The following is a 24,612-nucleotide window of genomic DNA, read 5'->3' as shown; positions in this document are numbered from 1 at the left end:
CTAGAATCTCCCAAGTGGAAGTGTCCTAGTATTTCAGCACACATCATTGGACGTTTAGGTGCAATTTTAGCCCCTTTAATTATTGGTTTTATTGTGATGCTGAATTTACCACTGACACAGAACTTTTTAATTATTGCATCCGCAGGCTTAATTGGTGCCATTGCCCTTGCCTTTATTAATCATGAAAAAGCAGCGGTATGATTGATCGTTAAACCAATATTCAAAGCTGATCTAAAGACAATATGTTGTGTAAATCAAAGAAATAAAGCCGAAACTTTATTTCTTTTTTACTTCAAGTAGATGTTGAATAAATTCAAACCTATATTCGATCTAATGTTGGTTGTTTATAATTAAACTGTGTTTGTTCTTCAATCGCCAAAGCAATATTAAACACTTTCTGTTCTTGGAATGCTGGTCCAATAATTTGCAATCCAACAGGTAAACCTTCAATCAAACCACAAGGAATACTTAAAGCAGGCAGTCCCGTTAAATTACTTGGACCTGTAAAACGAATAATATGATTTAATAAATCAACATCTTCACCATTCATTTTAGCAGTAGCGCTGCCAATATCTGGAGGCAAAATAGGTAAAGTTGGTGCAATAAGTACATCAATTTCTTTAAATATATCTGTAAATTGCTGCTTTAACTCTCTTCTTAATTGCTGAGCTTGCAAATACTCAACAGCCGTCGGCAATTCTCCCAATTCAAATAATAAGCGAATGTCATCACCAAAATCATCAGGGCATTTTTGTAAATCTTCATGATGAATCGTTGCGGCTTCTGCCAAACTTGTAATTAATTCAGCATATTCAGCATTTTTCAAAGCAGGAATGGAAACTGTTTTAATGATCGCACCACGCTGCTCAAGCTGCTCTAATTGCTTACGAATGAGATTTTCAATCTCATGATCAACTTGATGAAAAAAATACTCCTCGTTGATTCCAATTACTTTACCTTTCACATCTTGATCTAATAACGCAACATAGTCTGGTATTTCAACATGTTTAGATGTTGGGTCACGTGCATCAAAACCAGCAATTACTTTTAACATTGCAGCAGCATCGGTCACTGTTTTAGCCATTGGACCAATATGATCTAAAGTCCATGCCAATGGAAAGCAACCATATTTTGCAACAAGACCATGCGTTGGCTTTAAGCCAACTAAACCACATGCAGAGGACGGTATTCGTATTGAACCTGCGGTATCTGTTCCTAAAGTAATGGTTGACATTCCAGCCGCAACAGCTGCACCAGAACCACCACTTGATCCACCCGGAATCTTTTCTACATTCCAAGGGTTATGACATGCACCAAAATGAGGGCTATTATTGGTAATTCCCCATGCATATTCGTGCATATTTAATTTACCAATAATAATGGCGCCAGCAGCTTTGAGTTTTTCAATCACAGTTGCATCATCATCAGAAATAAAATTCGCATGAATTTTGGATGCCATAGTCGTGACTTCACCGCCAAGATAAATATTATCTTTAATACCCATCGGGATACCGTGAAATACGCCCTTATATTGCCCTTGCGCAATCTCTGCATCAGCTTGAGCCGCTTCAGCTAAGGCTTTTTCTGTACGAAAAGAAATATAAGCATTTATTTCTGCATTACGATCTTGAGCATGTTGTAACATCAGTTTAGTTAAATCAACTGAGCTAATTTTTCGTGTTTGAATGTGCTGTGCTAATTCAGTAACAGAGAGGCTAAGTAAGTCTTTATTTAACATGATCACCTCCCGCAGTATTCACCAGAGCAATGTCATAATCATTTTTCGCTTGACTTTGAACTAGCTCTTTCAAAGCTTTTATGCCATTCCAACGTTGCTCTAGTTCTGTTTGGGTTTTTGGATTTACAGGCACAGAAAGGCGCTTTAACATGTCCGCTGCACTAATATCCATTTATATTCTCCTATTCCTTGAATTTTTATCTATTATTACGCATATCAATATTTTATTAATCCAATAAAATAGCTGTAAAAACCCCAACCATATAGTGAATGAAATTTAAACAAGCCTCTAGTAACTTACAGTATAATTTTACCAAATGGAATATTTTTTAAATTTAAATATATAAAAATCATATTTTTATTTTTTATGTAAAATCTACAATAAACACTAGTAGTGAAAACATCTAACTTTGATTATTTTTATTTTAAAATAAAATTCAATAAAAAAACGCCCAATATAATTGATCAGGCGTCCCATTATCCAATAATTTTCACGATCACCTGATTAAGATTAAATCTCAATAATGATCTTTCCTTGCTTATTCAGCTTAAATTGCTCAAGTGCCTGCGCAAAATCCTGAATAGGATAACGACCACAAATCAAAGGCTGAACATGACCTGCGCGATATAACTCAATAATATGTTCATGTGCTTGTTGTACCAGTTCAGGTTTAAACTTCTGATAACTCGTCCATTGTACGCCTGTAACCGTAATATTCTTTAACAATACATAATTGGCTTTAATGACAGGGATTTGACCACTTGCAAATCCAACGATGACCGCACGACCACACCATGACAACGCACGCAAACTTTCATCAAATAATGCACCACCAACAGGATCAATTAAAATATCAATCTGCGTATTTTTTAATTGATCACGGATACAGTTTTTACTGATGTTTTCGGCTACAAAAATCACCTGATCTGCACCACTTTGCTGAACAAGATCTGCCTGAGCCTGATTACGCACCACAGCAATAACCTTTGCACCCAAACCTTTAGCAATTTGCACAGTTGCCATACCTATGCCACCACCTGCACCATTAACTAAAACAGTTTCCCCTGCTTTTAGATCAGCACGATGCACTAATGCAAAATATGCAGTTTGATAAACCAAGCCTAAGGCTGCTGCATCTGCAAAAGGCAGATCTTCAGGAATAATGAGACATTTTGCAGCATCGACCTGTAATTGCTGTGCATAACAACCATATTCAGTATTCACTAAAACATGGTCACCAACTTTCAGATGTTTCACATCGGCTGAAAGCTCCGCAATCACGCCTGCACCATCCATGCCTGGTATAAAAGGAAATTCAGGAATAGATTGATACTGTCCTGACATCATCAGCAAGTCAGGGTAATTAACCGATGTTGCTTTCATGGCAATACGTACCTGCCCTTGTTGCAATGGAGTCAACTGCTGCTCCTCAAATTGATGATCCGAACTATTGTCACTAAATGCCCGAACGGTAACTGCTTTCATGGTTTTTCCTTAACTTAAAAAGACAACAGAATGAATACTTTTAAAAAACCCATCCCAAATTATAAAAATTGATTAATATCAGAACTGCACAGCCAAACGTGTTGCCTGATTAATGGCTCTTAGTGCATCAAGCTCTGCGGCAACATCTGCTCCCCCAATAATATGCACATCTAGATTTCTTAATTTCAGTTGATCATAGAGCGTCCGATTTGAATTTTGCCCTGCACATAAAATGACATGATCTACATCCAATACATGTTGCTGACCATTTAGCGTGTAATGTAATCCTGCATCATCAATCTTGTCATAGCTGACACCCCCAATCATGTTCACTCCTGCCTGACGCAAACGTGATTTTAAAATCCAACCTGTAGACTTCCCTAAATGTCGTCCTAAAGATTCTGCTTTTCGTTGCAACATCGTGACTTTTTTACTGACTCGATGCGGTTGGGCTTCTATCAAACCACCCTGACTTTGAATTTGAGCATCCACACCCCATGTTTTAAAGAAGACCTTTTTATCAAGGGATTCTGCCCAGTCACCCAACAAGAATTCAGCCGTATCAAAACCTATACCGCCTGCACCAATAATGGCAACTTTTTCACCAACATGAACAGCTTTGCTTAAGACGTCCAAATAAATCACAACTTTAGAATGATTTATCCCTTCAATTTCAGGGATGCGTGGCGTGACACCTGTTGCAATGACAATGTCATCAAATTTTTGCAGTGCCAATAGATCAGTTTCAACATGAGTATTTAAATGTAGCGTTACGCCTGCTTTTTTCAGTGAGACATTAAAATAACGCAGCATTTCATTAAATTCATTTTTCCCAGGCACTTGTTTTGCCATATTTAACTGACCACCAATCTGATCTGCAGCTTCATATAAGGTCACGTGATGACCACGTTCAGCAGCATTAATCGCAAAGCTTAAACCTGCAGGACCTGCCCCAATCACCGCAACATTTCGTGGTTGTTGTGTAAGTTGCTCATCAAATTCAACTTCATGACCAGCACGGGGATTGACGAGACAGGTAGCTGTACGATCTGTAAAAATACGATCCAGACATGCCTGATTACATGCAATACAGGTATTAATTTCTTCTGCTTTACCCAAACGAGTTTTCAGTGCAAAATCAGGATCTGCCAACAAAGGACGCGCCATTGAAACCAAATCACAGGCACCCGATGCAATCAATTCTTCTGCAATTTCAGGTGTATTAATACGGTTAGATGCCATGACAGGAATTTTCACTGCCTGTTTAATATTTTTGACTGCATCTGACCAAGCGGCACGTGGTACTGTAGCAGCAATAGTGGGTACTGAAGACTCATGCCATCCCACACCTGTATTAATCAAATCAGCACCCGCAGCCTCAACCTGACGGGAAAATTCAGCAATCTCCTGCGCAGTCATACCATCTTGCATCAAGTCAATACAGGAAATACGATAGATCACCATAAACGGCTGTGTAACGCGCGCTTTTACAGCTTTAATAATTTCAAGTGAAAAACGGATTCTATTTTCAAATGAACCACCAAATTCATCTTCACGGTGATTGGTCAGTGCAGAAGTAAACTCATTCAGCAAATAACCTTCCGAGCCCATAATTTCCACACCTGCATAACCTGCTTGCTGTGCCAAAGCAGCACTATGGGCAAAACTTTCAATCGTTGCCCAAACTTCTTCTGTACTTAATGCTTTAGGCTTGAATTGATTAATACGTGCCTTTATTGCTGATGGTGCAACACAGTTTTCCACTTTGGCATAACGCCCTGCATGTAAAAGCTGCAAAATAATTTTTCCACCTGCCTGAGTGACCGCTTGTGTAATGATTTGATGTTCAAGCAATTGCGTCGAATCATTTAAATACAATCCGCCTTCGTCCATAACGCCTTCAGGCACAGGAGAATATCCACCTGTTAAAATAAATCCAATCTCCCCTTTGGCACGGGTTGCATAAAAAGCTGCCAAGCGCTCATGTGGTCGATCTAATGTTTCCAAACGGGTGTGCATCGCACCCATGACCATACGGTTCGGGATTTCAATTCCTGCGATTGTAATCGGGGCTACCAAATGAGGATAATATTCCATTCTTTGCGTCCTGTGCTATTAAGATAAATATATCAAGATATTTACCTATATTTAATATTTTTAGCACAATTTTTCAACTATTTTTGCAATAATTATTAGAATTAAGTCAATACAATGATACTAAAAACAAAAAGCACCCTCTTAGGGTGCTTCTTATAACATAACGATTAAACTCTGCCGACCAGTTTTCTTGCGACAATTTCTTTCATAATTTCATTGGTTCCGCCGTAAATTTTCTGAACACGTGCATCCACAAAAAATCTTGAGATTGGGTATTCAGTCATATAGCCATAACCACCAAATAATTGTAGAAGTTGATCGGCTATTTTCATTTGCATATCTGTACTAAAACATTTTAATGCAGCGGCATCATCCACACTTAACAGCCCTTCTTGGTATAAATTCAGATTACGCTGATAAAATGATTGTGTTGCCAAAAAGTCAATCTGAGCCTGTGCCAATACAAAACGGGTATTTTGAAATTTATCAATACTGCTGCCAAAAGCTTTACGCTGTTGTACATATTCAATTGTGACATTCAATGCACCCTGAATCGCACCGACTGAATGCGCAGCAATGACTGTACGCTCACGTGGTAACTCCTGCATCATATAAACAAAACCTTGCCCTTCCTCACCGAGTAACTGTGACTTAGGTACTTTGACATTGTCAAAAAACAGCTCTGATGTATCTTGTGAATGTAAGCCAATTTTGCTCAGATTATTGCCTTTTTGAAAGCCTTGCAAATGACTGTCCACCAATAACAATGAAACACCTTTCGCACCTGCTCTCATATCAGTTTTACACGCAGTTAATACCAGATCAGCATGCTGACCATTGGTAATAAACGTCTTTGAACCATTTAAGATATAATCTTCACCATCTCGTAAAGCAGTACTGCGAATGGATTGTAAATCTGTACCCGCCCCTGGTTCTGACATTGCAATTGCACCCACACATTCACCCGATGCCATTTTAGGCAGCCAATAGTGCTTTTGTTGATGTGAGCCTTTTTTCTCCAGATAGGGTGCAACGATATCTGAATGACACAATAAACCTGTGGACAATGCACAAAAACCTGCTTTAGCAGATTCTTCCACCAACATAAATGAATATTGAGTCGGAACACCATAGCCGCCATATTCTTCAGGCATGTCTACACATAAAAAGCCATTTTCACCCAGTTGGTTCCATACTGTACGTGGCATTAAGCCATCTTGCTCCCATTGCTCATAAAAGGGTGCGATGTGTTCTTGTAAAAACCGTTTAAATGTATCGCGAAATAATTCTAAATCAGCATCATATGCTTGCATAATCTCATCCTTAACTATTGATAAAGATGAGACAATGACCACTAAAAATGTATTTTGTAGCGCAATTTAATCCAGATCATTCAATGAAACCTGACTCATGCCCTGATTTAACTTATTGATAAAATGAACCAGTGCCACTTTGTCATCAAACATAAAACCATTGAGTGCCTGACTGTAAAATTCATAAATTCTCACTTGCAAGCCATCCCAATATATACGCCCTTTGTCTGTTAATTTGACCAATTTGACACGGCGATCAACCTCATCAGAAAAGCGCACCACATAGTCATCACGCTCCAGTCGCTTGAGTACACCATCCAAATTTTGTCGACTTACACTGAGATACTCAGTCAAATCTGAAAATGACATACCATCCATCACTTTTTTACGGGATAATGCGCCCAAAACAGCCCAGTTGACGGGTGAAATGCCAAGCTCTTTACTGCTTTGTCGATCAAGCAGGTTTCCTGCCTGAAACAATCTAAAAAACAGTCGGTTATGAATGGCTGATAAAGTTGGATCCAACTCAGGAATTTGATCCTCTTGCATTAGATAAATTCCTTCGTATTTTTTCTACAATTTCGAATGATCAATTGACTCATCTTTGTGCCTATATAATAAATCGGAGAGTATGCTGTTCTTTTGACTAAGACGCTGATCATATCAAATCATCATATTCAGTATTACTTAGCATGCCCATGCAACCCTTAAATTTCAACTGAGATTTTGAAAATATCGATCTCAAGCGTAATAAATTTAAGTGATATGCCGAATTATTACATAAATTTTGGACGATTAACGTCCTGTAAAATCAGGTTTTCTTTTCTCAAGAAATGCCTGTAGATCTTCCTATGCATTTTCAGAATGCACCACTTGTTTAAAACTTTCAGCTTTAAAGACCAAGCCATTTTGCAGTGCATAATTCTCTGCATATTGGAATGCTGTCAGCACCTCTTTCAATGCAAAAAGTGCCTTCTTAGCAAATCAGTCAATTGAGTGACTTCATAATGTTGCTGAAATGTTTAATTTTCAACTCATCAAAAACACCGATAATTTTACACTCAAGGTCATTCCCCTTTTTTAGAAAAGTCCTGACGAAAATCTGGCTTACGTTTTTCAAGGAATGCTTTTACACCTTCCTGAGATTCAGCAGAGTCATAATATAATGCCAATGCCTGCATTCCCATTGCACTGATCCCTCGGATACTTTCTGAATCGGCATTAAACGATTTTTTCGCAATTGCCAATGCTGTCGGACTTTTTTCCATCAGTTCACGGCACCATAAATCAACTTCGGCATCTAAATCTACCATCGGTACAACAGCATTAATCAGCCCCATTGCCAAAGCATCCTGAGCTTTATAGCGACGGCACATAAACCAGATTTCACGGGCACGTTTTTCACCAACCACACGTGATAACAACGCGGTACCAAAACCGGGATCGACTGAACCCACTTTAGGACCAACCTGACCAAACTGTGCAGAATCTGCCGCAATCGCCAAATCACAACACGTTACCAATACATTACCGCCACCAATGGCATAACCATTCACACGAGCAATGACAGGTTTTGGTACATCACGAATAATAGTTTGAAGCTCTTCCACAGGTAAGCCAATCGTGCCACGACCATCATAACCACCATCATGCGCCGACTGATCACCACCTGTACAGAAGGCTTTTTCACCCACACCCGTCAATACAATCACACCAATGGATTTATCCCAACCCGCGCGTTGAAATGCATCTATCAGTTCATCGCAGGTTTTTCCACGAAATGCGTTGTACTTTTCTGGACGATTAATAGTAATGCGTGCAACGCCATCTTTAACTTCATATAAAATATCGGTGTAATTTGTCATTTGTAAAACCTCTATCGTAAAATTGATGAATTCAATCGCTTAACCGTGCATGGTTAAACCGCCAGATACAGAAATAACCTGTCCTGTAATAAAATTGGCATCATCGCTTGCCAGAAAAGCCACTGCACCCGGAATATCTTCAGGTTGACCCAAACGCTTTAATGGAATTGCACGTTTTAAACCATCATAAATTTTTTGACCAAACTCGCCATCACCTGTAAATGACTGTAATAAAGCCGTATCTGTAGGACCAGGACAAACCACATTTACACGCACATTATTTCGTGCTGTTTCACGTGCAAGTGTTTTACTGAATGAAATAATGCCACCTTTACATGCAGAGTAAACCGACTCACCCGATGAACCTACACGACCTGCATCGGATGAGATATTGATAATCTTACCACCGCCATTCGCCACCATTTCAGGGACAACCACATGTTGTAAATTTAGTGGACCCATCAGGTTAATAGACACCACTTTTTCCCAAAATTCAGGTGTAGTATCCACAAACTGTTTCGCAATATCCCAACCTGCATTATTTACAAGTACATCAATTTGATTGAACTGTGTTTTAATCTGTTGCACTGCCGCACTCACTGCCGCATGATCCGTAATATCAAGTTTTACCAGCATTAACTGTGCATCATATTGTGCAAACTTTTCTTTTAACTGCTGCAAACCCTGTTCATTTAAATCACAGGCAGCGACTTTAGACCCTTCCTCAAGAAAACACTGTACCAGACTCGTTCCAATTCCACCCGCTGCACCCGTAATCAGTACAACCTTATCTTTTAATCCACGCATGTTTATACTCCAATCATTTGAAATTTTGACAAAATTATTCTGTTCAAAATTCAACACTTAATTTCCACTTAATAATTCAATAACATGTTGACGCAATTTAAATTTTTGCAACTTTCCAGTAGAGGTGCGCTCTACATCCTCAAAGAAAATATGTTTTGGTGTTTTATAGCCTGCCAATATTTTTTTACTGTGAGCAAACAGCTCTTCCCGTGTCGTCTGTATATATTCAGGATGTAATTGCACAATCGCACAAGGCACCTCGCCCCACTTTTCATCAGGTACTGCCACGACTGCTACTTCATGCACCGCAGGATGTGTCAGTAAAGCTTCTTCCACTTCAATAGAGGAAATATTTTCACCACCTGAAATAATGATGTCTTTTAAACGGTCTTTGATTTCGATATAGCCATCTGCATGCCAAACTGCAAGGTCGCCTGAGTGATACCAATCACTTGCAAATGCTTCGGTTGTCGCTTCAGGATTCTTTAAATAACCTTTCATGCCAAGATTGCCCTGAAACATGATTTCACCCATTGTCATACCATCTTTAGGTACAGGCTCACCCGTTTGGTGATCTGCAACTTTGAGTCGCCCACCCACTGTGGTAATTACGCCTTGGCGACACATCTTGTGTAAACGTTCATCTTCAGACAAAGTCTTCCAGTCTGGCTGATGCTCACAGACCGTATTAACACTGTGCTGCTCTGTCATACCGTAAACATGCAAAACTTTAAAACCCAATTTTTCAGTCTGTTTCAGCACTGAAAATGGTGGCGGAGCACCTGCACAGCACACTGTGATCTCACGATCAGGCTGCTGCCAATGCTCAGGTTTATTTTCTGCCAAAGTTGCCAATACCGCAGGGGCACCACTAAAATGTGTGACGCCATGTTCCTGAATCAACGTATAAATATCTTCTGCAACTACTTTTCTTAAACAAACATGTGTGCCGCCCACTGCTGTAAGTGCCCAGACATGACACCAGCCATTACAATGAAATACAGGCAATGTCCATAAATACACTGGACGAGCAACCTGATTAAAACCCGTATAAATCACAGTACCCAGTGCATTTAAATATGCACCACGATGATGATAAATCACTCCTTTTGGCTTACCTGTAGTGCCTGAGGTATAACTCAATGCAATAGCATTCATTTCATTTTCAGGAAAATGCACCTCAATCAGCTCTGGTGCTTGTGCTATAAAGGTTTCGTAGTCAATTTCTGCTGCTCTTAAATCCGCCTTTGCAGCATCATCAAGTACCTGAATAATCTGAATCTCTCGCTCAGACAGCTTAACTGCCTCACGAATCAGCTCAATAAACTGGTCTTCCACCACAATAATTTTGCTTTCTGAATGCTGCAAAATATAAGCAACTGTGTTCACATCCAATCGAATATTCAGTGTATTAATCACCCCACCAGATAAAGGCACACCAAACTGCGCTTCAAGCATGGCAGGGCGATTGGTCACAAAAAATGAAACCGTATCTTCTTTTTTAACACCCGCATGAATTAAAGCTCTTGCCAATTGAAAACAGCGCTCTGTGTACTGCTTCCATGTAAAACGACGCTCGCCATCAATCACGGCAATTTGATCTGCATAAACATCACGTGCGCGTTCTAGCAAACTGAGCGGAGTTAATGCCTGATAGTTGGCTGCTCCCTGATACATTCCCTGTTCAAATTTAGACATGATTTTCCCTTCGTTCAATAATTCCCTGTGCAGCCCAAACATCGCAAACCACATCAATAAAAAATGAGCACCAATGCTAAGCAATGAAATATTTATATCAATATATTGTCATATATGTCAACACCCTGTTTTATTCGAAAAAATAGAAAATTATTCAAATATATAATTAAACCAAATTTAAAAATAAAATATAATAAATAAAATCAAATATATAAAATAGAAATTAAAAAATAATAAGTAAATATATTGACAAATATTTTTTAATAAATACATTTAACATGGTATTTATCGCAGTTTAAAACAATCAAAAACACCTAAAGAATTTCAATTATAGGTAAATATAGTGACATATTTCATTTGATCAAGGAGATCAGAAATGCAGTACATAGATGTACAAAAAACCATAGATAATGCAAAGTTCAACCCTTTCCACCTGAAAGTACTTTTATGGTGTTTCCTGATCATTATTATTGATGGTTATGATATTGCTGTATCTGGCGCAGCCATTCCATCAATCATGGAAGAAATGGGGGTGACAGCATCGACAGCAGGTTTTATGGCAAGCTCTGCCTTGTTTGGCATGATGTTTGGTGCAATTTTCTTTGGTACACTGTCTGAAAAAATTGGGCGGAAGTGGGCTATTTCCATTTGTGTCTTTATTTTCAGTTTTTTTACCGCCGCAGCAGGCTTATGTAAAGACCCTGTCAGTTTCAGCATTATGCGATTTATTGCAGGTTTAGGCATTGGAGGCGTCATGCCAAACATTGTTGCGCAAATGACAGAATACTCACCTAAAAAAATTCGTAGCTTCATGACGACAATGATGTTCTCAGGATATGCCATTGGCGGTATTTTGGCTGCATTGATTGGCAAACAATTTATCTTAAGTTTTGGTTGGCAAATTGTCTTTTTTGCCGCAGGCGTTCCTCTGCTTTTAATTCCATTTATTTTAAAATATATGCCTGAGTCCTTTGCCTATTTGGTTAAAAAACAAAAATTTGATGAAATTCACACAACATTAGTCAAAATTCAGCCTGATTTAATCATTCACCCCGAGACTCAGTTACATTTCAATGAAGTCAATCAAAGCAGTGCTGCACCCATCAAAGAGTTGTTTAGCCACGGTAGAATGCTCAGCACTTTCATGTTTTGGATCGCATTTTTCACAGGTTTATTTATGGTTTATGCCTTAAGTACATGGCTCACCAAATTGATGGCAATGTCAGGTTATAGTCTAGGTTCAGCACTGAGTTTTGTGGTCGCTTTAAATCTAGGTGCTGTGATGGGCTGTGCAGTTGGTGGATGGCTAGCTGACCGTTTCCATATTAAATGGGTATTGATCAGCATGTATTTTTTAGGCAGTATTTTCCTGTATTTGATGACCATTAAAATGGATAGCACACTGCTTTATCTGGTTGTGGCTGCCATTGGAGCATGTTCTACAGGCGCTCAGATTGTGGCTTATGCATATAGTGGTCAGTTTTATCCAATGTCAATTCGTTCAACAGGCGTTGGAATGGCAACAGGCGTTGGGCGTTTAGGTGCGATTGTTGCACCATTGATTATAGGTGTTATTGTCAGTCTGAATTTACCATTAGAACAAAATTTTTTAGTGATTGCTTCAGCAGGTTTAATCGGGGCAATTGCCTTAGCGTTTATTCAGCATGACCGTGCTGCTGCATAAACTCAGATGAACCCGCCTCATGAATTATTGTGGGTAAAAATGCATTTATATAACAAAGCTATTTGAATGATTAAAAAAGACCTATCACCTTTTAGATGATAGGTCTGCATTGCTTAGAAACTATAGGTTGCTTTAATAAAGTAGTTACGACCATACAACTTGGTATTAAAACCTGTATCTTCATCCTCTAAATCAACATCAGTAATGTTTTTAATGCCATAATCCAAAATCACACTTGGTGTTAGATTTGTAGAAAATGCAAGATCATACGTTGTATATGATGGTAGTTCTTTACCATTGCTCAACATTTGTGTACCGATATAATTTGCACCGACATTAATTTTATAGTCTTCTACTGGCATCCAATACACTGAGGTATTCCACATCCATTCTGGGCGCTCATTCAACTCTTTGCCCGTGGTTTTATTTTCAGTGTCTAAATACGTAGCATTGGTTTTTACACCAAAATCATCATTGAAATTATAGCCTGCTGCTAGTTCCACCCCACGTAGCTTCGCTTTTGCAATATTGTCCCACTTATATGGAAAGTTTACTGGATCAGTCGATGCCTTATTGGTCACACGTTCAATCAGGTTTTCGATATTATTATTAAATGCTGTTACATCAAAATTCCATTGCGGACGTTTAACCGAGAGTGAAACTTCGTAACTGGTGCTTTCTTCAGGTTTTAAATCTGAATTCCCAGTAATGTAGCAACTTCCACCACACGAGATGAAACGATAATTATTATCTAACTGATATGGACCAGGTACTTTATAGGCTTGACCAATACCACCTTTGACCACAACGCCATCAAGCAGTTCATATGCTAAATAAGCTTTTCCTGTGGCTTTACCATCAAAGTTATCAAAATCATCATAACGACCACCAAGCGTAAGGGTTAAATCATTCGTAATGTGTGTATCATTTTGCAAGAATACGCCGTAGGATTTTTGTTCTGTACCACCTGTACTTGGATAACCTGCTGTATCTGTGACTTCTTGGTCTTTATAGTCAGCACCCAATGTTGTGTTATTTAACCACCAATCAAAATTTGTAAAGACGCGCGCAATTGAATTCTCTTGTTTGTAGTTACGAGCTTTGGGAGCATCATAATCGGTATCGTAATCATAAATTTCGCCAGTTTCTTTACCGATATAGGCTTCAGTCTTACCCCAACTCCAATTCCCTCGATGCGTTAATCCAATATTAGTACGCTCCATCTGCATTTCTTGAGAACCACGCGCATGGTCTTGTGTTAAAGGACGGTCGTCTTTGCTATAGTTCACATCAACATCAATCTCTTGTTGATCATTGATATCCCAAGTCAATGTACCATTAATATTTTTGGTATCTTTCTCTACGAAATAAGCACCATCATTTGCAGTTGTACCATCACGGTACCAAGCATCACGTTGATACGCATCACCTGTTAAGCGTAACGAGAGTTGATCTGTAATGCCTGTATTTAAATTAAAACCATAACGGAATTGATTTTTACCATCGCCACTATCTGCGCGGTTAAACTGTCCGAACACTGAACCTGTGATTTCACCTGGTTTAGCTTTTTTGGTGATGATATTAATCACACCACCCATAGCATCTGAACCATATAATGAAGACATTGGACCACGAATCACTTCAATCCGCTTAATACTGTTTAATGGAATAGCACTCCAGTCAAAGTCATTACCACGCCACATTGCGCCTGATGAAGACATACGCTTTCCGTTTAACAATATGAGCGTATAACTACCCGAAGTATCTTGCATACCACGAATAATGATTTTGTCTTGTCCTGTATTATAGTTATATACGCCTGCTTCTTTTTGTAATACATCAGCGACGCTTAATGCTGCACTACGCTCAATTGCTTCACTGGTAATCACACTTATTGACGCAGGTGCTTTTTGTACATCCTGTTCTTTTAATGATGCACTCAGCACAAGGGTTTCTAGCGTTTGTACCTGTTGTTCGGTTTGTACACTAGCATCTGTAGCATATACCTGCGTTGCCAGAAACATTGTTACTGTAATAGCTAACCCCAGTCTTGTTTTTACCAATTTCATTCTTTGTTCTCCACGTCATCACAAATTGATAATGATTATCACTTTAATTTTTCGGTATCTTATAGATCATATTTCCTTAATGCAAACATAATTAATAAATTTAATGATAATGATTACCATTATTGTTATTATCTTTATTAATTCTCAAACCATTGAAAATGACAAGAAAATGCTATCCAAATTCTTTATTTCCCGCCCCATATTCGCTACCGTTTTTGCACTGATGCTTTTATTTATTGGCATTTTGTCCATGTTTAAAATGCCAATCGAACGCTATCCAAATCTGGCTCCGCCCAGTGTAAGTGTCGGTGCAACCTATCGTGGTGCATCTGCCGAAACCGTAGAACATAGTGTTACGCAAATTTTAGAGCAACAAATCAAAGGGTTAGATGATTTATTGTATTACACCTCCAGTAGTCAAGCTTCTGGTCGCAGCAGTATCGACATCTATTTCAAGATTGGAACCGACATAAACCAAGCGCAAATTCAAGTTCAAAATCAGATGAATGCGGTATTAAGCCGATTGCCAGAACAAGTCCAACGACAAGGGGTTGGTATTTGGAAATCTACAGGTGATTTATTGCTTATTGTTGGTTTATATGACCAAACAGGACGTGCCAGTAACATTGACCTCGCTGATTATATGGTCAATCACCTGGAACAACCGCTCTCGCAAATTCAAGGTGTAGGTGAAGTCGATGTGTTTGGTTCTGGTTATGCCATGCGTATTTGGCTCAATCCACTCCAACTGAAAAATTATCATCTCATTCCAGATGATATTGAAAGCGCGTTGAATGATTACAATACACAAATTGCCGCAGGTTCAATTGGTGCAATGCCATCATCGACCGAGCAAAATATTTATGCCAAAGTCACCGCAGGTTCGCGCTTAAAAACTATTGATGATTTTAAGTCAGTCGTCATCAAAGCCAACACAGATGGCAGTTTGGTGTACTTAAAAGATGTGGCAAAAATTGAGTTAGGGGCTGAAGAATATGAAAGTATCAACACCTTAAATGGCTACCCATCTGCAGGTCTAGGCATTACGCTTACACCTGCCGCTAATGCGATTGAAACAGCAGCCCTGATCAAAGAAAAAATAAATCAAATTCAGCAGCATCTCCCTGAAGGGTATCAACTGGTTTATCCACGTGATAACACGCCATTTATTCAAGAATCCATCCGCCAAGTCATCATGACCTTAGTCGAGCGATTTTGTTGGTGGTCATCGTAATGTACCTCTTTTTGCAAAATTGGCGCGCAACTCTTATCCCGACCATTACCGTTCCAATCGTGATTTGTGGCACATTCATTGTCCTGCATCTACTGGGCATGAGTATTAATACTCTAACCTTATTTGCTTTGGTACTGGCAATTGGTTTATTGGTTGATGACACCATTGTGGTGGTAGAAAACGTCGAGCGTCTCATTCATGAACATGACATGGACATTAAACAGGCTTGTTTAGCATCAATGCAGCAAATTACTGGAGCATTGATTGGAATTACACTGGTACTTACCGCTGTGTTTATTCCCATGAGTTTTTTCACGGGTTCTACAGGCGTCATTTATCGACAGTTTTCGATCACATTGGCATCCTCCATGCTGCTATCGTTACTGGTCGCTATTACCATTACCCCCTCTCTGTGCACTTTATTATTAAAAAAACGAAAGACCCATCCTCGTAAACCTCCACAGAAGTGGCAAATTTGGGTTGATAAGAGTATGCAAAATGTTGCTGGCTTTTTTTCTACATGTGCACAAGCCCTGATTCAATATAAATGGAGCAGTTGCATATTTATTGTTTTTCTTAGTCTGGTCTTAACCATACTATATCGTGCCCTCCCCACCAGTTTCATTCCTAATGAGGATCAAGGTTTAATTGCCATCCAATATAGTTTGCAGAACAGTGCCTCTTTATCTCAAACTCAAGCGATTGGTCGACAAATTAATGACTATTTACTGACACAACAAAAAGACAATGTGAACACTGTGTTAGTCGTTAATGGGCAAAATTTTTCAGGTAATGGCGCACATTTAGGTTTGGTATTTGTTTCTCTAAAACACTGGAATATTCGAGATTCGAAACATCGAACTGCTTTTGCTTTACGTAAAAGCATTCAAGCCGATTTAGAGAAAAATCTTGAAGCTAAAGTAATGGTTGGTTTACCACCAAGTGTTTCAGGCTTAGGGCAATCCGATGCGATTTCGCTATGGTTACGTGATTTAAATGGGCAAGGTCGTGAGAACTTGAGTAAAAAGTTTGAACAAATGGAAAGTATGAGTCAGCATTACAAGGCCTTTCAACATCTCTCTCCTTTAGTGCCTGAAAATAAAGCAGAAATCTTTGTGAATATTGATCAGAATAAAGTCAAAATTATGGATGTAGAATCAGATGTCATTCGCAGTACCCTAGCAACGGCATGGGGCGGAAGCGATGTAAATGACTTTATAGAACGTGGACGGATTAAACCCATTATTTTACAAGGCGATGCACCATATCGTTCTAAACCCGAAGATTTAAACCAGTGGCATGTACGTAATCGTTCAGGTGACATGATTCCCCTATCCTATTTTGCAGAATCACATTGGACGGGTGCACCAGAAGTGCTTAATCGCTTTATGGGATTACCCGCTATTGAATTGGAAGCGAATGTTGCTGCGGGTTATAGCTCTGGACAAGCCATGCAGGAAATTACAGCATTGGCTCAGCAACAACAAGAGGTTGATATTGCTTGGAGTGGCTTATCCTTGCAAGAATTACAATCTAGTCATCAAGCCATTTATCTGTACATTGCATCCATTGCTTTTATTTTCTTATGTTTAGCTACACTCTACGAAAGTTGGAAAATTCCTTTCATTATTTTATTAGGCTTGCCATTGGGAATTGTAGGTTCAATTATTGTGGCATGGATCTTCAATTTACCCAATGATGTCTATTTCCAAATCGCACTGCTTACAGGTATTGGATTATCTTGTAAAAATGCGATTTTAATTGTGGAGTTTGCTTCGAAAAACTATTTAGCACATAAAAATGCCGTACAAGCTGCACTTCAAGCATTAACACTACGGATTCGCCCTATTTTAATGACGTCATTGGCTTTTGGGGCAGGTATTATTCCACTTGCTTTGGCAACAGGTGCAGGTGCTAATAGTCGTTATGAAATTGGCATGAGTATTTTGGGCAGTGTGGTGTTTGGTACGATCCTCGTCCCTTTATTTACGGTATTTCTATTTACTTTGATTCAAACTGCACGACGTCCAGCACTTTCCATATTCTCTGCGAAACAAAAATATGCAGATGACCAAACCAGTGATCCGATTTAATTTTAAATAAACATTTAAGAAGTCATTAAAAAACCGAGTGATATAATCACTCGGTTTTTCTATTGTTGCTATGTGTTAAGCGGCAATTTTCTCGATCCAAGCATCTAAGGTGGGTTGCTCTGCTAAATCCTCAAAGCTGACACGGCTTCCATAGGCTTGCCATACACCCACTAAGGTCATTAATCTGACCGAATCTAAACCCAAGAGCAGCAAGTCATCCTGTAATTGAATTTCTTCAGCAGGAAGCTGCAATTGTTCACTTACTGCACGTAAAATACCAGCCTTAGATAAGGGGTGAACTTTTTTCTCGCGACTGCTCGACCATGCTGTCAACACTTGATGTGTCGACATCACTTGCGCGCAACGGGTACTTGCATATTTTAGGGCGAGATCATGCTCTTCACGACTAAAATCAGCCAAAGCATCCCCCACTAAGAAGGGCTTAATATTCAGCATGAAAGCTTCCGCGGCACTTAATAAACAGCCAATATGAGCATAAACGCCACAAATCATGAGTTGATCACGTTCCCAATCTTGCATAAGCTGCTCAAGATTAGAAAATTTAAAGGCACTGTAGCGCCATTTTGTCAGCACAATATCTTCGCCAACAGGACTTAATTCATCGTGAATTTTGGTCTGCTCTGGGTCACCTTTTAAACCTGTGCCCCAAAAGTCGGTTAATAATTGGCGATGCTCTGGGGTCTGATCACCCAATTGTGCGGTATAAACCACTGGAATATTGAGCGCGCGAGCCTGTTCTATCAAGGCTTTGGTATGCTGAATCAACTCAGGAATGGGTGCTTGTGATTGATCATAAAAATCTAAAAAATATTGCTGCATATCATGCACCAGCAAAACTGACTTTTCAGGATCAAGTGCCCAACGGGTTTTATTGTTAAAAAAATCATCTGCCTGTGGCATAGGATAACTTGCGATTTTAGGGATACTCATTGTTTAGACCTAATTGATATGTAGAAGTTTTAAAGTTGTTTCACTAGTGTTTTTTTGTCTATTTTCCCAAAAGCGGTGTAAGGAAAATGCTGAATAAATTCAACTCGATCTGGAATTTTATAATGTGCTAAACCATAATCTTTGAGATACTGACGTAAATTTAAGCCTCGGCGAATTTCACTTGGATCATCTTGCTGCGCTTGCCACGAAACAAAAGCACAGCTCTTTTCGCCCAGTACATCATCAGGCATGGCGACTAATGACACCAATTGCACTTGTGGGTGAGTAATCAAAGCTTGCTCAACTTCTTCAGTAGCAATTTTTTCACCACCGCGATTAATCTGTTCCTTAGAACGTCCTTCAACCACTATGCATCCATCTTCTAAAATACGAACGAGATCTCCCGTTCGATAAAAGCCGTCTGGGGTAAATGAGCGAGCATTATGTTCTTCCGCTTTATAATAGCCACGAATGGTATAGGGTCCGCGTGTGAGCAAATGCCCAACTTCACCTTGAGCCACAGGCTGATCATCTTCATCTAAAACAAGAATTTCATCGTCTTCGGAAATTTTAAGACCTTGCGTATGGATGATTTGGTCTTTGTGCATACCGAAGCGAGTGTAATTGACCAAGCCTTCAGCCATTCCAAAGACTTGTTGTAAATTTACATTGAATTCATCTATAAGACGGTTCGCAACTACATCAGCCAGACGTGCACCTCCCACTTGCAAACAGTGCAAGCTCGACAAGATATCATCTTGATCACATGCGGCTTTATCCATCCATGGGCGCACTAAAGCAGGAACTAGACAGGCATCTGTGACTTGATGTTTTCTAATGAGAGTGAATGAAGTTTCTGGGCTTGGATCTGTACCTAAAACCACTGCACCACCACTATAGAAAATACCTAATGCCCCCGCAGAACTCATGGAAAAGTTATGTGCCGCAGGAAGTACCATTAATAATTTAGAGTACTGATTTAATTCACAAATCTTGGCACTTTCCCGCACGCTATATAGATAGTCATCATGTGTACGTGAAATTAATTTAGGAATTCCTGTACTTCCGCCCGAAAGTTGTAAAAATGCAACTTGATCTGCAGTACTGGCTTGGCTGACTATGGGCTGCACTGGATTGTCTTGAATTTCCAATGTGTATAATGCTGAGATGGAGTCAAACTCTGCTGTTTCACCTAAAACAAAAACTTGTTTTAAGCTTGGATTGGACTGTTGGCACTGCCGAGCCAAAGCACGATAATCAAATTTTTGCGTACCAAAATCAGCACAAAAATATGCATTGGCTTCAGTTTGTTGAAAAAAACTATTTACTTCTGAAAATCGATGCGCTGGCAGTGACATAATTGGCAATGCACCTAATCGAATAAGTGCAAAAAAAATGATGTAAAAGGCATGATGGTTTGGCAATTGCACAACAGCTTTATCACCACTTCGCAAACCACGTTGATATAAACTAGCAACGCAGCAATCAACAGCAGAATTAAACTGCCGATAAGTAATTTTTTGCTCAGCACAATAAATTGCAATATTATCGGCATATTTTTCAGTGGCTTCATGTAAAAACTCACTTAAATTCTGTCCAATCCAGTAGCCTTTTTCTCGATATTTTTGTGCAAATTCTGCTGGATATGCGACCGCACCGTCTAAATATGTTTGTGGCATTGTTCTCATCCTTATATGGAAATCTGTTCAGGTGACAGCCCAAAGCCATCAAGAACTGTTCTAAATTTTGCAGCTGTTTCTGCACATTCGGCAGATGGATCTGAAGCAGCAACAATGCCTGCTCCTGCAAAAAGACGAGCCGTTTGCTCATATACTCGTGCACAACGTACAGTCACCGACCATTCGCCATTGCCTTTGGCATCTGCCCAACCCATCGTTCCTGCAAAAAGTTCTCGATTAAATGGTTCAATCTCTGCAATTTTTGTACGTGCCAACGCAGTGGGCTGACCACAAATCGCAGGTGTAGGATGTAACTTTTCTACTAGATCGAATACATGTGTGCGTTCATCCTGCAAAACCCCTTCTATTTGTGTCGCTAAATGCCACAAACGTTTGGTACGAATCAAACTTGGCTGCTTGGGAACATGCAAATTTTTACAAAATGGGCTGAGTTGATCAGCAATCATTTCAATTACTAAAGCATGTTCGTATTGATCTTTTTCAGAAGATAACAATTGCTGTGCATTGTGCTGGTCTTGCACTGGATCTATGCTGCGTGGTGCAGTACCTGCAACAGGTTTACTCCAAATTCTTTGTTGTTGCTTGGCGATTAATAACTCTGGGCTTGCACCCAAAAACCAGCCCTCTTGCTTCGGATTCCGTGCGACTGCATAGTTATAACCATCTGGATTATGTTTGGATAAATTATAAAATAGTTTCGATATATCAATTTTTTGATCGAAATCTAATTGTAAAATTCGGGCTAGAACCGCTTTATCCAATTCTTTATTTTTTAAAGCGTGTACTAGCCCCTCTACCGATTGCTGAAAGGCATCAGCACTCGGCAAATAAATTGAACCATTGAATGTGTTACTTAAATCATAATCTGGCGTAGAAAACAGAATTTTTTGATAGCACTGTGCCTGTTGCATCACCATCAAATTCACATCTTCTGCACTGCTAAATGGAAGCCCTCCCATCAAAAGTGCATGTGGATTACCTTGTTGGAGTGCGTCTTGTAATTGTAATCTTGCTTGCCTCAGCCAATTGGACAAACTCTGCTGTGAATCAACCTTTACATCCGCCAGTTTTTGGTTGCTATGCAATACATAGTCTGGTGTGCTAAATAAAAATGCCGGTCTATCACCACAATGTAAAATCTCAGAAGCTAGGGCGATTTGAGTTTCGGTCAAATTATTTTGCTGAATAAAATAAGGGGGTTGAATGGACATCCCTCTTCTCCTTTTTTATTTCATAATCCAATGATTTTAATAACTATTTAAATTAAAAATTGCGTTAAACACCAAGCGTTGCGCCACCATCTACCACAATTTCTTGCATGGTAATTTGTGAGGCTTGATCTGAAAGTAAAAATGCAACGGTATTGGCAATGTCTTCGGGTTGCGCCATACGTTTTAAGGGAATACCTGTACGGAATTGAGATAAATCGCCATCTAAAATACTCGCTGGGGGTTGATCATCTTCCCATAACTGTTTCTGCATCTGCGTCAATGTTGAGCCTGGTGAAACTACATTTACCCTGACGTTAAAAGGTGCAACCTCCAAGCCCAAATTACGGCTGAAATGACTTAAGGCTGCTTTGGTGGTGGCATACATGCCCAACTGCGTTCTTGCCATACGTGCACTGTTTGAACTTACAGTGACAATACTGCCGCCACCATGCTCACTCAAATGCTTTGCCATGTACTGGCTCAACATAATTGGTGCTTGTAAATTGACCGCAAGTGAATGTTGCCAGTCTTCTAATTTGGCACCTAAAAGCGATGTCATTTTCAGAATACCTGCCACATTGACTAAACCAATCACCGTGTTTTTCTGGACGATTTCTTCAAGTAAATTTTGTACCTGATCGTATTGGGTAATATCTTGAGTTACGGCTTGCCAATGTCGTTTTTGTTCAGTGTGCAGTTGTTGTTCGATATCCCAACTTTTGGAGTCTGGGTTGGTATCAATACCAATCACATCAAAACCTTGTTCTAATAGTTTCAGGGCAATTGCTGCTCCAATTCCTCTTGCGGCTCCTGTTACCACGATGGTAGAGCTCATAAATTACTCCGAGTCATTTTGACCATAAATGAAGTCAGGCAAAATAATCGCAAATAATTATCATTATTATCAATAGCATTTTATTACGCATAACGTCGCACCCTCATGGTTTCGTTTAAAATTCAATCTAAATTAAGACATATCTTATTGATATTTATTGTTTTAAATTTATTATCGGTTTTTTAATTGATTATAATGATAATCATTATTATTTACGACTGATAATCATTCTGATAAATTGGTGCGGAAATTTCCCAATACTTGGACTTTAGATGGAGCTAAAATTTCATCCTACTCATCCACTGTTGAATCAAGAAAATGTTGGTTCAAGCGCGTGGTGGGAGCAAATAAAACCATATTCTAACCCTCTCATTACTCACCATAATGGCAACAGTCGATGTAGCTTTATTTGGAAAAAAAAGGAAAATAAAAACAATATCTTAATTGATATTTACTCACAAACACCTTCTATCTATCAACAATGGAATCTATTTCATCAACTCGAAGGCACTGATGTTTGTGTCTATGAAATTGATTTACCTCAAGACTGGTTTGGCAGTTATGTGATTGTTGAAACTGAAGATGATCCACCTATGACAAATGAAGCGGTGTTACGTCGCAAATGGTGGATGAGCCAGTTACAGCATTTTGCTCAAGCTGATCCATTGAGTACACATCCTCGTTATTCAGGACAAATTGCATGTGTGATCAATCAATTACATCTAAATCCACATACACCAAGCAAAGTAGAAAAGCTCAATAATCTACCAGAGGTTCAGTCTAAAACATGGTTTAGCCATCGATTAAAAACGCAATATCAAATCGATTTTTTTTCAACAGCATCGCTCCATCATCAACAAAACCAACCTCATAGTTTGCCAGTATTGCTTTTTTTAGACGGTCAGATTTGGAGTGAACAACTACCTTTACTGCCCTTTCTAACAGATCGAACCGCGTCACAAAGTATTTTTCCTGCCACATTTGTATTTATTCATTCTGATGCTGCGAAACGTCAGCACGACTATGGTTGTCATGATGATTTTAGTCATGCGTTGGTTACTGAGCTGCTTCCGTGGTTACAACAGTTTGATCTGCGGATAGATACCCAACAAACGTCGATTATCGGGCAAAGTTTAGGTGGATTGTGCGCGATACACAGTAGTTTGTTATATCCCAACTTCTTCCAGCATGTAGTGGCGCAGTCAGGTTCCTATTGGTGGTCTGATTTAAAAAATAGTCCATTTTTACAAAGTCGTCATCATCAATACCTTGTAAACCCATTGACTAAAGCAAATGAAAAATCTCAAAAATACTTAAATTTTATCTCTAAACAAACATCTCAGCAGAACCTATTTTTTAGACATTGTCTGCACAGCAGTATGTCAATGACTTGGACACCAACCCAGTTCCACATTAGTGCAGGACATTGTGAAACCGATATGTACGAGCTTTCGCAACAACTCGATCTGCACTTAAAACAAAATGGCAGTCACTCCTCATTTCATCGCTATTACGGCGGGCATGATCCTGTCAATTGGCACCAAGATTTACTTCAAACCTTAAACAACATTCTTTCATCAAAACATCTCAGTAAGGATAACAAACATGAGCCAGCTACAAGAAAACTATCTGAATCCATTTGATAATGAGCAACTTCCTTTTCAAGTCTTAAAAAATCAACACGATGAATATAGCTTATGGCCTGCAACACATCCTGTACCACAAGGATGGGATAGTCAGTTTGGTCCTGATAGCCGTGGGGCTTGCATTGACTATGTCGAAAAGCATTGGCATTCAATCAATCCATTTCAGCAGGCTTAAGGGAGTAGCA

At 39.3% G+C, this 24,612-nt stretch carries 17 protein-coding genes and 2 pseudogenes; 5 read left to right on the top strand and 14 right to left on the bottom strand.

All coding sequences use genetic code 11. The features are described from left to right. Window positions 1–201, top strand: a pseudogene (locus C9E89_RS16200) (hypothetical protein); the annotation flags it as partial. 118 nt (window positions 202–319) lie between these two features. Here the strand turns inward: C9E89_RS16200 and C9E89_RS16195 are convergent. The 9 genes from C9E89_RS16195 to C9E89_RS16155 all read right to left on the bottom strand — a co-directional run bounded on the left by C9E89_RS16195 (window position 320) and on the right by C9E89_RS16155 (window position 11,004). Then, window positions 320–1,738 (bottom strand): amidase, encoded by a 1,419-nt coding sequence (locus C9E89_RS16195; protein ID WP_107009376.1) that lies wholly within the window; start codon window positions 1,736–1,738, stop codon window positions 320–322. Then, entirely contained in the window at window positions 1,728–1,910 is a 183-nt protein-coding gene (locus C9E89_RS16190; RefSeq protein ID WP_107009375.1) for a hypothetical protein, read from the bottom strand. The genes C9E89_RS16195 and C9E89_RS16190 overlap by 11 nt, the downstream gene beginning before the upstream one ends. A 339-nt stretch (window positions 1,911–2,249) precedes the next feature. Further along, complete coding sequence (locus tag C9E89_RS16185; RefSeq protein WP_107009374.1) at window positions 2,250–3,224, bottom strand: NADPH:quinone oxidoreductase family protein; 975 nt, start codon at window positions 3,222–3,224, stop codon at window positions 2,250–2,252. Window positions 3,225–3,302: 78 nt separating this feature from the next. Then, complete coding sequence (locus C9E89_RS16180) at window positions 3,303–5,321, bottom strand: FAD-dependent oxidoreductase (protein ID WP_107009373.1); 2,019 nt, start codon at window positions 5,319–5,321, stop codon at window positions 3,303–3,305. A gap of 167 nt (window positions 5,322–5,488) precedes the next feature. After that, the gene (locus tag C9E89_RS16175) at window positions 5,489–6,634 is read right to left on the bottom strand and encodes an acyl-CoA dehydrogenase family protein (protein WP_107009372.1); all 1,146 of its coding nucleotides are present in this window, start codon (window positions 6,632–6,634) and stop codon (window positions 5,489–5,491) included. 66 nt (window positions 6,635–6,700) lie between these two features. Further along, on the bottom strand, window positions 6,701–7,183 hold the full coding sequence (locus C9E89_RS16170) for a MarR family winged helix-turn-helix transcriptional regulator (RefSeq protein ID WP_107009371.1): 483 nt from the start codon (window positions 7,181–7,183) through the stop codon (window positions 6,701–6,703). A 518-nt stretch (window positions 7,184–7,701) separates the two neighbouring features. Next, the gene (locus C9E89_RS16165) at window positions 7,702–8,499 is read right to left on the bottom strand and encodes an enoyl-CoA hydratase-related protein (RefSeq protein ID WP_107009370.1); all 798 of its coding nucleotides are present in this window, start codon (window positions 8,497–8,499) and stop codon (window positions 7,702–7,704) included. 39 nt (window positions 8,500–8,538) lie between these two features. Continuing rightward, entirely contained in the window at window positions 8,539–9,306 is a 768-nt protein-coding gene (locus tag C9E89_RS16160) for a glucose 1-dehydrogenase (protein ID WP_107009369.1), read from the bottom strand. 57 nt (window positions 9,307–9,363) lie between these two features. Further along, window positions 9,364–11,004, bottom strand: coding sequence for an AMP-binding protein (locus C9E89_RS16155; RefSeq protein WP_213069648.1), 1,641 nt, complete (start codon window positions 11,002–11,004; stop codon window positions 9,364–9,366). A 376-nt stretch (window positions 11,005–11,380) separates the two neighbouring features. Between C9E89_RS16155 and C9E89_RS16150 the strand changes: the two genes are divergently transcribed. Next, entirely contained in the window at window positions 11,381–12,688 is a 1,308-nt protein-coding gene (locus C9E89_RS16150) for an MFS transporter (protein WP_107009368.1), read from the top strand. Window positions 12,689–12,801: 113 nt separating this feature from the next. On the opposite strand, the gene C9E89_RS16145 is transcribed toward C9E89_RS16150, so the two are convergent. Further along, window positions 12,802–14,757 (bottom strand): TonB-dependent receptor plug domain-containing protein, encoded by a 1,956-nt coding sequence (locus C9E89_RS16145; RefSeq protein ID WP_107009367.1) that lies wholly within the window; start codon window positions 14,755–14,757, stop codon window positions 12,802–12,804. 169 nt (window positions 14,758–14,926) lie between these two features. Here C9E89_RS16145 and C9E89_RS16140 point away from each other — a divergent pair. Then, a pseudogene (locus tag C9E89_RS16140) lies at window positions 14,927–18,084 on the top strand (efflux RND transporter permease subunit). Window positions 18,085–18,159: 75 nt separating this feature from the next. Here the strand turns inward: C9E89_RS16140 and C9E89_RS16135 are convergent. The 4 genes from C9E89_RS16135 to C9E89_RS16120 all read right to left on the bottom strand — a co-directional run bounded on the left by C9E89_RS16135 (window position 18,160) and on the right by C9E89_RS16120 (window position 22,781). After that, on the bottom strand, window positions 18,160–19,035 hold the full coding sequence (locus tag C9E89_RS16135; protein WP_107009366.1) for an isochorismatase family protein: 876 nt from the start codon (window positions 19,033–19,035) through the stop codon (window positions 18,160–18,162). A 29-nt stretch (window positions 19,036–19,064) separates the two neighbouring features. Continuing rightward, window positions 19,065–20,714: a (2,3-dihydroxybenzoyl)adenylate synthase gene (locus tag C9E89_RS16130; protein ID WP_107009365.1), complete on the bottom strand. Its 1,650-nt coding sequence runs from the start codon at window positions 20,712–20,714 to the stop codon at window positions 19,065–19,067. Between the two features lie 11 nt (window positions 20,715–20,725). Further along, a complete protein-coding gene (locus C9E89_RS16125) occupies window positions 20,726–21,946 on the bottom strand; it encodes an isochorismate synthase (protein ID WP_107009364.1) in 1,221 nt (406 codons plus the stop codon). Between the two features lie 64 nt (window positions 21,947–22,010). Then, the gene (locus C9E89_RS16120) at window positions 22,011–22,781 is read right to left on the bottom strand and encodes an SDR family oxidoreductase (protein ID WP_107009363.1); all 771 of its coding nucleotides are present in this window, start codon (window positions 22,779–22,781) and stop codon (window positions 22,011–22,013) included. A gap of 272 nt (window positions 22,782–23,053) precedes the next feature. Between C9E89_RS16120 and C9E89_RS16115 the strand changes: the two genes are divergently transcribed. Beyond that, the gene (locus C9E89_RS16115) at window positions 23,054–24,424 is read left to right on the top strand and encodes an alpha/beta hydrolase-fold protein (protein ID WP_107009362.1); all 1,371 of its coding nucleotides are present in this window, start codon (window positions 23,054–23,056) and stop codon (window positions 24,422–24,424) included. Beyond that, complete coding sequence (locus C9E89_RS16110) at window positions 24,387–24,602, top strand: MbtH family protein (protein WP_107009361.1); 216 nt, start codon at window positions 24,387–24,389, stop codon at window positions 24,600–24,602. The genes C9E89_RS16115 and C9E89_RS16110 overlap by 38 nt, the downstream gene beginning before the upstream one ends. Window positions 24,603–24,612 lie beyond the last annotated feature (10 nt).

This window comes from Acinetobacter sichuanensis (assembly GCF_003024515.2).
Classification (GTDB): domain Bacteria; phylum Pseudomonadota; class Gammaproteobacteria; order Pseudomonadales; family Moraxellaceae; genus Acinetobacter; species Acinetobacter sichuanensis.
The sequence above is the reverse complement of the archived record's forward strand: the minus strand, read 5'-3'. Positions and strand labels throughout refer to the sequence as shown.